Origin of the sequence: Lysobacter sp. CA199, assembly GCF_052078715.1 — a bacterium.
Lineage (GTDB): Bacteria > Pseudomonadota > Gammaproteobacteria > Xanthomonadales > Xanthomonadaceae > Lysobacter.
Genome location: NZ_JBQJIL010000003.1, coordinates 8,940 through 21,579, shown reverse-complemented (window position 1 = coordinate 21,579; position 12,640 = coordinate 8,940). Strand labels below are relative to the sequence as shown.

Annotated in this window: 1 protein-coding gene (running past one end of the window); it reads left to right on the top strand. The window is 66.6% G+C overall.

Annotation, left to right across the window (positions count from 1 at the left end; genetic code table 11):
* Positions 1-12,640, top strand: partial view of a non-ribosomal peptide synthase/polyketide synthase gene (locus tag ACTOWJ_RS05010; protein WP_441333504.1) — the 3' portion only. 9,593 nt of this gene lie to the left of the window's left edge; only the last 12,640 of its 22,233 coding nucleotides appear in the window; its start codon lies off the left edge, out of view; it ends in the stop codon at positions 12,638-12,640.

The following is a 12,640-nucleotide window of genomic DNA, read 5'->3' as shown; positions in this document are numbered from 1 at the left end:
CTCCGTCGACAGCGCGGCAGCCGACAGCATGCTGCGGCCCGAATTACATGTGGATCACCCGGCCTACGTCATCTACACCTCCGGCTCCACCGGCAAGCCCAAGGGCGTGGTGGTGAGCCATCGCCAGATCGTGCATTCGAATGCGGCGCGATTGGATTACTACGCGTCTGAAAATGGTGGCGCCCCCGAACGCATGCTGCTGTTGCCGTCGGTGGCCTTCGACGCATCGCTCGGCGCGATCCTGCATGCCTTGAGCAGCGGCGGCACGCTGGTACTGCCGGCGCCGGGACAGGAACGCGAACCGGCGGCGCTGGCCGAACTCGTTGCGCGGCATCGTGTGCAAGCCTGGCTCAGCGGACCGGCGCTGTATCGCGCGGTGCTGGAGCAGGCACAGGGCCGCTTGTCGGCGCTGACGCGCGTCGTGTTGGGCGGCGAGTCCATCGCGGCCGCGTTGTTGCAGCAACATCGTGCGCAGGCGTTGGCGGATTGCGCGCTGTACAACGAATACGGGCCGACCGAGGCCAGCGTGTGGTCCAGCGTGGCGCGGCTGCAGTCGCAGCTTCGTCCTGGCGCTGATGCCGACGAACTTGCTGGCGAACTTGCCTGCATCGGCGCGCCGATCGCTAATACCCGCCTGTACGTGCTGAGTCCGCAACTGCAACCGCAGCCGGTGGGCATCGCCGGCGAGTTGTACATCGCCGGTGCCGGCCTGGCGCGCGGCTACCTCGGGCGCGCCGCGCTCAGCGCGGAACGTTTCGTGGCCGATCCGTTCGCGTCCGGCGAACGCATGTATCGCAGCGGCGATCTGGCGCGCTGGCGCGAAGACGGCCAGCTGGAATACCTCGGCCGCGACGACGGTCAAGTCAAACTGCGCGGCTTCCGCATCGAGCTGGGCGAGATCGAAGCGGCTGTCGCCAGCGCGGGTTATCCGCACAACGCGGTCGCGGTACGCGAGGACGTTCCGGGCCAGCGGCAATTGATCGCCTATCTGGTGACACGCGCCGATGCTCTGGACGCCGATGCGCTGCGTCGGAACCTGACCAGTAACCTGCCCGAACACATGGTGCCGGTGGCCTATGTCGCGCTGGACGCATTGCCGCTCACACCCAACGGTAAACTGGATCGTCAAGCTTTGCCCGCGCCGGAAGCCAGCCGCGATATTCGCCTGCCGCGCAATGCGCTGGAACAGTCCCTGTGCGATTTGTTCGCCGCGGTGCTGGGCCTGGATCGAGTCGGCATCGACGACAGTTTCTTCGCCTTGGGCGGCGACAGCATCAGTTCGATCCAGTTAGTCGGGCGCGCTCGTCAGGCCGGCTTGCGCTTCAGCGCGCGCGACGTGTTCCAACACCCCAGCGTGCAAGCGCTGGCGCGCGTCGCCGGCACCAGCGAACCCGTCGACGCGTTGCAGCAACAGGCGCCGACCGGTGTCCTGCCGGCCACGCCGATCATGCAATGGCTGTTGGAGCGCGATGGCTCTTACCAGCACTTCTGCCAGACCATGTTGCTGCAAGTGCCGAGCCTGCGACGCGAGCCTTTGCAGACCGCGCTGCAAGATCTGATCGAACACCACCATGCTCTGCGCATGCGCGTGCGCGACGGCTCGCCCGAAATCAACTCATTCGAAACCGGCTCGTTCGAAATCAACGCGCCCGGCAGCGTGCGCGCAGCTGACTGTCTGCAATCGGTTCCGCTGCACGGCCTGTCCGCCGACGCACGCGAGCGCCTCATGCACGAGCACATGCTCGCGGCGCAACTGCGGCTGTCCCCGGCCGACGGACGCATGCTGCAAGCGGCGTGGTTCGACGACGGCGTGGATTCGCGCCTGTTCCTCGCTTTGCATCACCTGGTGGTAGACGGCGTGTCCTGGCGCATCCTCGTGCCGGACTTGCAAGCGGCATGGGAGGCGCGCGCCGCCGGCGTCGCGCCCGATCTCGCGCCCGTGCCCACCTCGTTCCGTCACTGGGCTCTCGCCCTGCCCGCGGCCACCGCTGCGCGCGCCAAGGAACTGCCGTTCTGGCAAGCGATGCAGCAAGGCGAAGATCCGCCGCTGACCCCGCGTCCGCTCGACACCGCGCGCGACACGCTGACGACCCAACGCCATCTCTCGCTGCGACTGGAACCGGAAGTGACGCGCCTATTGCTGACCCGCGCGCCGGAACGCATCCACGGCCGCATCAACGACGTGCTGCTGTCGGCGTTCGCGCTGGCGCTGGCCGCGTGGCGTCGCCGCCAGGGCCTGGGCGATGTCGAGCAAGTGCGCTTCGACCTCGAAGGCCACGGCCGCGAAGCCTTGACCGGCAGCGTCGCCGCTGACGGCATCGATATCAGCCGCACCGTCGGCTGGTTCACCAGCCAGTTCCCGTTGCAGCTGTCGCTGACCGGCATCGACCAGATCGCGGCCGCGCACGGCGGCGCCGCGCTGGACGCCACGCTCAAAACGGTCAAGGAGCAATTGCGCGCCTTGCCCGACAACGGCATCGGTTATGGCTTGTTGCGTTATCACGACGCGAACGGCCGCGCCGCGCTCGGCGGCCACGCCGCCGCGCAAATCGGCTTCAACTATCTGGGCCGTTTCGCCATCGCCGAACAGGGCCAAAGCTCGTCGGACTGGGGCCAGGCCGAAGCGGCCATTCCCGGCGCGGGCGACGACTCGGCCCTGGTCCACGCGCTTTCGCTCAACGCCACCACCGAGGACCGCCGCGATGGTTCCGTGCTGTGCGCCAATTGGAGTTGGGCCGGCGAGTTGTTCGACGAACGCGCCATCAACGAACTCGCGCGACTGTGGTTCGACCTGCTGCGGCAGATCGCGCGCGACGCCGCGCAAGACGAGCGCATGCTGTTCACGCCCTCGGACCTGCCGCTGATCGCGCTCGATCAGCAGCGCATCGAAGCCATCGAGGCGATCCAGCCGCCGCTGGCCGACATCCTGCCGCTGTCGCCGCTGCAGCACGGACTGCTGTTCCACGCCCTCTACGACGATGGCGCGCCCGATGCCTATCTGGTGCAGCAGGTATTCCGCTTCGAAGGCCGGCTGGACCCGGCGGCGATGCAAACCGCCGCCGACCGCCTGCTCGAACGCCATGCCAACCTGCGCGCGGCCTTCATCCACGACGGACACTCCAGCACGGTGCAGGCCATCGCCCGCGTGATCAAAGCGCCGTGGCGTTTCGCCGAAACCGATGAAGACGGTTTGCATGCGCTGTTGCTGCTGGACAAGCAGCAGCGCTTCGAACCGTCGCAGGCTCCGCAGCTGCGCTTCATCCTGGTACGTACCGCGCCGGACCTGCATTACCTGGTGTTCACCAGCCACCACATCCTGCTCGACGGCTGGTCGATGCCGATCATCCTGCGCGAATTGCTTGCGCTTTACCACGCACGCGGCAGCGACGCCGCGCTGCCGCCAGCGCCCGCTTATCGCGACTACCTCGCCTGGATCGACGCGCAGGATCGCGAAACCGCGCGCGCGGCCTGGCGCGAGGAACTGGCCGACCTCGACGAACCCACGCTGCTGGCGCCGCAGGCATCGGCCGAACCGTTCATGCCGCGCACCCATCAACACCTGTTCTCGCGCGAGCTCACCCAGGCCCTCAACACTCAGGCGCGCCGTCATGGCCTGACCCTCAACACCATGCTGCAAGCGGCCTGGGGTTTGTTGCTGGCGCAGTACACCGGGCGCCAGGACGTCGTGTTCGGCATCACCGTGTCCGGCCGTCCGCCCGAAGTGGCCGGCGTGGAGCGCATGGTCGGCCTGCTGATCAACACCTTGCCGCTGCGCCTGCGCATCCGACCGGAGCAATCGCTCGCGGTCTGGCTGGACGACCTGCAGGCGCGTCAGGCGCGGCTGCTCAATGCGCAGTTCATGGACCTTCCGCAGATTCTGCGCGACAACGGGCACGCCACGCTGTTCGACACCTTGATGGTCTACGAGAACTATCCGTTGGACCCGAACGACCGCCGCGCGTTGGAGGCCGAAAGCGAACTGCGCATCAGCATGGGCGCAGGCCACGGCGGCGACTTGTCGCACTATCCGCTCAGCCTGTCGCTGCTGCCGGGCGAACGCCTGCGCCTGGATTTCAGCTATCGGCCCGATGTGTTCTCGCTGGCCGACCTCGAAGAGCAGATCGGCCGCTACGCCCGTCTGCTCGACATCCTGGCCGGCGATCTCGACGTCACGCTCGGCCGCATGGACCTGCTCAACGAAGGCGAGCGCGCGCACCTGCTGCAAACCGGCACCGCGCCGGTGCAGGCACCACCGCACGCCGGCCTGCACGATGCGTTCGCACACGCCGTCGCCGCCGCGCCGCAGGCCGTCGCCCTGGCCTGTAACGGGCAGGTGTTGGACTTCGCCGAACTCGACGCTCGCGCCAATCGCCTGGCGCATGTGCTGATCGCTCGCGGCATCGGCGCCGAGGACCGGGTCGCGCTGGCGCTGCTGCGCACGCCCGACCTGATCGTCGCGGTGCTGGCCGTGCTCAAGGCCGGCGCGGCGTATTTGCCGCTGGACATCGAGCAACCCGCCGAACGCCTTCGCGAGATCCTCGACGATGCCCGCCCGGCGATCGTGATCGGCACCGCGGCCGGCACCCGCTCGCTCGATTGCGAGCGCTCGATGTTGATGCTCGACAGCGCCGACACCCGCGCAGCGCTCGCGCACGCACCCGACCGCACGCCCACCGACGCGGACCGTCGCCGGCCGTGGTCGCCGCTGCATCCGGCCTATGTCATCTACACCTCCGGCTCCACCGGTAAGCCGAAGGGCGTGGTGATCGAGCACGGCTCGCTGGCCAATCTGTTCCAGCACCACAAGCACAGGCTGATCGACCCCGAGTCGGCCCGCGCCGGCGGCGCGCGTCTGCGCTTCGCTCTGACCGCCTCGATGGTGTTCGACACCTCGATCGAGGCCCTGCTGTGGCTGGCCGCCGGCCACGAGCTGCACCTGATCGACGAGCAGGTGCGCAAGGACAGCCAGTGGCTGGTCGACTACGTGGTCGAGCACGGCATCCACGCGATGGACGTAACGCCATCGTTGTTCGAAGTGTTGCTGCAAGACGGCCTGCTCGAACGCGACGACAGCCAGCTGTGTTGCGTGATGCTCGGCGGCGAAGCCGTCAGCGAGGCGCAGTGGCGCACGCTCGGCGAATCGCCGCGGGTGCGCGGCTACAACCTCTACGGCCCGACCGAGTGCACGGTCGACGCCTGCTTCGCGACCATCGACGCCGGCAGCCGCCCGGCCATCGGCGCGCCGCTGTGGAACAGCCGCGCTTACGTGCTCGACTCGCGCCTGCAGCCGCTGCCGGCCGGCGTCGCCGGCGAGCTGTACCTGGCCGGTGCGTTCCTGGCGCGGGGCTACCTCGACCGCCCCGGCCTCAACGCCGAACGCTTCGTCGCCGATCCGTTCGCCCACGGCGAACGCATGTACCGCAGCGGCGACTTGGCGCGTTGGCGCAGCGACGGCCAGTTGGAATACCTCGGCCGCAGCGACAATCAGGTCAAGATCCGCGGTCATCGCATCGAACTGGGCGAGATCGAGGCGAAGATCGCTCAAGCCGGCCACACGCAGAACGCGGTGCTGGTGCGCGACGACCAACCGGGCCGCAAGCAGTTGGTCGCCTATATCGCCGCGCCTGAAACCGCCAGCGTCGATCTGGAAGCGCTGCGCCGGCAACTGGCGGCGCAACTGCCCGACTACATGGTCCCGGCGGCGTTCGTGCGGCTGCAGCAGTTGCCGCTGAACATCAGCGGCAAGCTCGACCGCAAGGCTCTGCCGGCGCCGGACCTCGCCTCCACCAGCGTGCGCGCGCCCCGCGATGCGAAGGAGCAGTTGTTCTGTACCCTGGTCGCGGAAGTGCTCGGCCTGGGGCGGGTCGGTATCGACGACAATTTCTTTACCCTCGGCGGCGACAGCATCAGTTCGATCCAACTGGTCAGCCGTGCGCGCAAGCAAGGCTTGGTGATCAGCGCGCGCGACGTGTTCCGTCAACAGACGGTCGAGGTTCTCGCCGCGACGGCCGTGCCGCTACCGCGCACGCTAGCCGCACCGATGGAGGCGCCGACCGGAAAATTCCCGGCCACGCCGATCATGCATTGGCTGCTGGATCAGCCCGAGCTCGCCGAGTCCTTCAACCAGTCGATGACGCTGCCCCTGGCCGGTTTGGCCAACGCAACGAGCGAAGCGTTGACGCACGCGCTGCAAGATCTGATCGATCACCATCACGCGTTGCGCTTGCGCGTCGATCCGGGCCGCCAACTGCAGATCGTCCCGCAAGGCACCGTGCACGCGCAGGATTGCCTGCGTCAGGTGTCGTTGGCGGGCCTCGATGCCAGCGCCCGCCAACGCATCATCCAGGAAGCGGAGCGTACCGCTCGCCAGGGCCTCGCGCCTGGTGAGGGGCGGATGCTGCAAGCCGTGTGTTTCGTCGATGAGCACGATGCGCAGCTGTTGCTGGTGATCCATCACTTGGCCGTGGACGGTGTGTCCTGGCGCATCCTGCTGCCGGACTTCCAGATCGCATGGGATGCGCGCAAACGCGGTCTCGCGCCACGTCTGGAGACCGCTCCGACTTCGTTGCGTCACTGGGCCATGCAACTGCCGGCCATCGCGACGGCCCGACGCAGTGAACTGCCGTTGTGGCAGTCGATGTTCGCCGGCGACGATCCGGCGTTGAGCGAACGAGCGCTCGATCCTCAGCGTGATGTCGGCACCACCCAGCGCACGCTGACCCTGAGCCTGGACACGCAAACCACTCAGCAACTGCTGACCTCGGCGCCGACGCAGATCCACGGCCGCATCAACGACGTGCTGCTGACCGCCTTCGCTCTGGCCGTGATCGATTGGCGCCAGCAACGGCTCGGAGTGGCGCACTCGGCGCTGCGCTTCGATCTCGAAGCGCACGGCCGCGAAGCCATTATCGAAGGCGCCGATCTGTCCCACACCGTGGGCTGGTTCACCAGCGAATTCCCGCTGCAACTCGACTTGGGCGGATTGAATCTGGACGAGGCGCTGCGCGGCGGTCCCGCGCTCGAACACGCCCTCAAGCGCGTCAAGGAACAACTGCGCTGCTTGCCCGACAACGGCATCGGTTACAGCCTGCTGCGCTATCTCGACGAACACGGACGCGACGCACTCGCCGAGCGGCCGTCGCGTCAGATCGGCTTCAATTATCTCGGCCGCTTGCCTGCCGCCAACGAAGCCGCCAATGACGATCCGCGGCCGGAAGCTCCGCACGACGACGATGCGACCTGGCCGCTGTGGCATGTGCTCGGCCTGGATGCAGTCACGCTCGATCACGCCTCCGGCCCGATGCTGCACGCTACCTGGAACTGGGCCGGCGAACTGTTCGACGACGAAGCGATCCGCGCGCTGGCGCAACGCTGGTTCGAACTGCTGCGCTGCATCGCCGAACGCGCCAGCCACGCCAAACCGGGATTCACGCCTTCGGATCTGCCGCTGGTGAAGCTCGATCAGGCGCAGATCGAAGCCATCGAAGCCAGCCAACCGCCGCTCGCGGATATCCTGCCGCTCTCGCCGCTGCAGCAGGGCTTGCTGTTCCACGCCGTCTACGACGAAGACACGGTGGATGCCTATCTGGTCCAGGAGGTGTTCCGTTTCGACGGCGCCCTCGACGTCGAGATGCTGCAGACCGCCGCCGACCGACTGCTGGAACGGCACGCCAACCTGCGCGCCTCCTTCCTGCATCAAGGTCTGCCGGAAGCCGTGCAGGTGATCCCGCTCAAGCCCAAGGCGCCCTGGCGCGCCGTCGACAGCGACGAAGCCGGCGTGCCCGCGTTGCTCCGCGAGGATCAGCAGCGTTTCGACCCGTCGCAGGGACCGCTGCTGCGCTTCCTGCTGGTGCGTACCGCTCCCGAATGCCACTACCTGGCGTTTACCAGCCATCACATGCTGCTCGATGGCTGGTCCTCGCCGATGGTGATGAAGGAACTGCTGAGCCTGTACTACGCGCGTGGCGATCGCTCGGTCCTGCCTTATGTGACGCCCTATCGCGATTACCTGGCCTGGGTCGCCGCCCAGGATCGTCAAGCCGCGCGCGAAACCTGGCGTCGCGTATTGACCGATCTCGACGGACCGACGCTGCTGGCGCCGCAGGCGTCGGCCGAACCGGTGATGCCGCACACCCATGCGCACGATTTCTCGCGCGAGCTCACTCAGGCCCTGACTGCGCAGGCGCGCCGCCTCGGCCTGACCATGAACACCCTGTTGCAGGCCGCATGGGGTCTGTTGCTGGCGCAGACGACCGGACGTCAGGACGTCGTCTTCGGCATCACCGTCTCCGGGCGTCCGCCGGAACTGGCCGGCGTGGAGCGCATGGCGGGTCTGCTCATCAACACCTTGCCGTTGCGGTTGCCGCTCGACCCGGCGCAATCGCTGGGCGACTGGCTGAGCGCGCTGCAAGACCGGCAGGCACAGCTGTTGGACGCGCAGCATCTGGGGCTCAGCCAGATCCTGCAGGACAGTGGCCACACGCAGTTGTTCGACACCTTGATGGTGTTCGAGAACTATCTGATGGATGCGGAGGATCAGCGTTTGTCGAACGCTGATGGCAGTCTGCGCATCTGCATGGTCGCGGGCTTCGGCGGGGACAAGTCGCACTACCCGCTGACCTTGCTGTCGATGCCCGGCGAATCGGTGAAGTTGAATTTCAGCTATCGCCCGGACGTATTCGGTAAGGCCGACATCCAGCGCTTCGCACGTCGCTACGAGCGCATTCTCGAACAGCTCGCAGGCGACGTGAACCTGCGCGTTGGACAGCTCGATCTGCTTGAGGACAGCGAGCGTACCCAGCTCGAAGCGTGGAATGCCACCGAGCATCCGGTGATGCCGGAAAGCATGGCTGCGTGTTTCGAGCGTCAAGCGCGCGCCACGCCGGACGCGCTAGCGTTGGTGGCCGGCGAACTCACGCTGAGCTACGCCGAACTCGACCGCCGCGCCGAAGCCTTGGCGCAGCGGTTGATCGCACGCGGTGTCGCTGCGGAACAGGGCGTGGCGTTGTTGCTGCGGCGTTCGCCCGAATTGGTCATCGCCACCTTGGCCGTACTCAAGGCCGGTGCGTACTACGTGCCGCTGCACGAGCAGCATCCGGACGAGCGTTTGGCTTTGATTCTGGCCGAGACCAACGCCGCTCTGCTGATCGCCGATAGCGGTATCGAAGGCCGAAATCTGGAAGTTTCGGGACTCGCATCGCCGCAAGTGTTGCGTATCGATTTGCCCGACGACGATGCCGCCACGACAACGCCGTTGCCAGTCGCACACCCGCGGCAGTTGGCCTACGTCATGTTCACCTCCGGCTCCACCGGCCGCCCCAAGGGCGTGGCGGTGGAACAAGGCGACATCGTGGCCTTCGCTCGCGATCGCCGCTTCGCGCAGGATCACGAAGTCGTACTGCTGCATTCGCCGCACGCCTTCGATGCTTCGACGTATGAGTTGTGGGTCCCGCTGCTCAACGGCGGTTGCGTGGTGGTGTGCATGGTCGACTCCGGCGATGGTCGTCAGATGCAGCGTCTGGTCGCCGAACATGGCGTGCGCAGCATGTGGCTCACCGCCGGCCTGTTCCACGAATACGTCGAGTCGATGCCGGAGTTGTTCGCGCCCTTGGTGCAAGTCTGGGCCGGCGGCGACGTGCTCTCCGCCGACGCCATCCGGCGCCTGCAGGCGCGCTATCCCGCGCTGCGCATCGTCAACGGTTATGGTCCGACCGAAACCACCACCTTCGCTCTGACTTGCGCGGTTCCCAAGCTCGCCGTGGATGCTGCGAGCGTGCCGATCGGCGAGCCGCTGGACAATATGCGCGTCTACGTGCTCGACGGCGCCCTGCGGTCGGTGCCGCCCGGCGTGCCGGGTGAGTTGTATATCGCCGGCGCGGGTTTGGCGCGCGGCTACCTCCGGCGGCCTTCGTTCACCGCCGAGCGCTTCGTCGCCAATCCCTACGCCCCCGCGCATCACCGCGGCGAGCGCATGTACCGCAGCGGCGACTTGGTGCGCTGGCGTGCGGACGGCCAGATCGAATTCATCGGCCGCGTCGACCAGCAGGTGAAACTGCGCGGCTTCCGTATCGAGCCGGGTGAAATCGAAAACGTGCTGCAAGCCTACCCGGCCGTGGCGCAAGCCATCGTCCAGGTGCGCGAGGACGTGCCGGGTCACAAGCAGTTGGTCGGCTATGTAGTGCTCAAGCAGGGCGGCGGTCAGCGCGATACGGCGCTGGAGAAGCGCCAGGTCGATGAGTGGGAGTCGCTCTATGAGGAGCTCTATGACGAGGACACCGTGGACGAGACGGCGCCGGAGTTCGGCGAGGACTTCCGCGGCTGGAACAGCAGCTACACCCAGACGCCGATTCCGCTCGAGCAAATGCGCGAATGGCGCGCGGCCACGGTGCAGCGCATCCTCGCGCTGCGTCCGCGCCGGGTGCTGGAAATCGGCGTCGGCAGCGGCCTGATTCTGGCGCCGGTGGCGCCGCACGTGGAGACTTATCACGGCACCGATCTGTCGCGCGCCACCGTCGAACGTCTTGAGCGCCAACTCGCGCAGCGGCCTGAGTTGGCGAGCAAGGTGCGACTGCATACCTTGCCCGCGCACCGGACCAAGCAAGTGGCCGCATCTTCGCCCGACGGTGAAGGTTACGACGTGATCATCGTCAACTCGGTGTTGCAGTACTTCCCCAGCAGCGACTATCTGCTCGAGGTGATCGAGCAAGCGATGACTCTGTTGGCGCCGGGCGGCGCGCTGTACCTGGGCGACGTGCGCAACCTGCAACTGCTGCGCAGCTTCGTCAATGCCGTGCAGTTGCATCAGGCCGAGAACGACATCGACACGACCACCCTGCAACGTCGTATCGATCAGACCTTGCTGACCGAGAAGGAACTGCTGCTGGCGCCGGAATTCTTCACCCAGCTGCCGCAACGGCTGCAAAGCATCGCCGCGGTCGATATCCAGACCAAGCGCAGTTGCCACGATAATGAATTGAGCCGCCATCGCTACGAAGTGGTGCTGCGCAAGCAAGGCCCCGATGTCCGTTCGGCGGCGGCGCTGCCGACGCAATCCTGGTCGCCGACGCTGCTCGAACCGGGCGCGCTGGCCGCGCGGCTGGCCGAGCACCCATCGGGTCTGCGCATCGTGGACGTGCCGCATCCGCTGCTGCAGCCCGAGTTCGATGCACTGCATCAACTGCAGGCAGGCAGACGCATCGCCGAAGTGCGCACTCGCCTGCTGACGGCGCAGATTCGCGAACTGCCTCCCGCCGAGGCGCTGCACGCTCAGGGCGAAGCACTGGACTGGGACGTCGCGGTGACATGGTCCGATCTCGAACGCGGCCTGGAACTGCTGTTCCTGCCTAAGGACGCCTCCGCGACGATCTGGACCGACATCCATCAGCCGGCCCATCCGCGCGATTTCGATGCCTGCGCCAACAGTCCCGGCAGCTTCGACCGTCTGGCCGAACTGCGCGAGCATGCGGAACGGCATCTGCCCGACTACATGCAGCCGCTGCTGGTGCCGCTGCCCATGTTGCCGCTGACCCCGAACGGCAAGGTCGATCGCAAGGCCCTGCCCGCTCCGGATTTCACCTCCAGCCATCGGCGTGCGGCCACCACGCCGCAGCAGCTGGCTTTGTGTGAGTTGTTCGCGGAAGTGTTGGAACTCAACGAAGTCGGCATCGATGATGACTTCTTCGAGATCGGCGGTCACTCACTGCTCGCCACCCGTTTGGTCGGCCGCATTCGCCATACCTTGGGCGTCGAAGTCTCGGCGCGCATGCTGTTCGAATCGCCTACCGTCGCGGCCTTGTCCGAACGCATGGCAGAACCGCTGCAGGCCTTGTCGGCGCTGGAACCGGTCGTGACGATCCGCGCGCAAGGCAATCTGCCGCCGCTGTTCTGCCTGCCACCGGGCGGTGGCCTGGGCTGGTGGTATCGCGGCTTGACCCGTTATCTGGACGCACAGCGCCCGATCTACGCGTTGCAGAGCGCCAGCCTCATCGATCCATCGGCGCCGTTGTCGGCGAGCGTGGAGGAAGACATCGCCGCCTACCTCACACAAATTCGCGCGATTCAACCCGAAGGGCCGTATCACCTGCTCGGTTACTCCTACGGCGGCGCCACCGCCTTGGAGCTGGCCCTGCGCTTGCAGCAAGCGGGCCAGGAAGTCGATCGACTGGTGATATTGGACTCGTGCATACGCACCTCCATGCCGGGTTTCGATCCGGGCACCGTTCCAAGGGGCGACTATCGCGCGAGCATCCTGCAAGGCTTCCTGGAGAACATCGCCGGCTGCGATATCGGCGACTACGATCCGCAATCGCTGGACTTCGACAAGGCGATCGAACTGCTGAAATACAGCATCTTCTCCGGCTTCGACGCCGGCTTGCTGGAACGCTTCGTCGCCACCCAGAACAACGACGCGGACTTGCTCAACGACTACAAGCCTAGTGGAAAATTCCGCGGCGACGTCGTCTTCTTCATCGCCACGCAAGACAGCCAGGGCGATGCCTACGTCCTGGAACCGGCGACGTTCAAGCACAACATCACCGGCGAACTACGCACCCACGACATCGATTGCCGCCACGACGCGCTGACCCATCCGCAACATCTGGCGCGCATCGGACGCACGCTGGCGGAGGACTATCGCCTATGA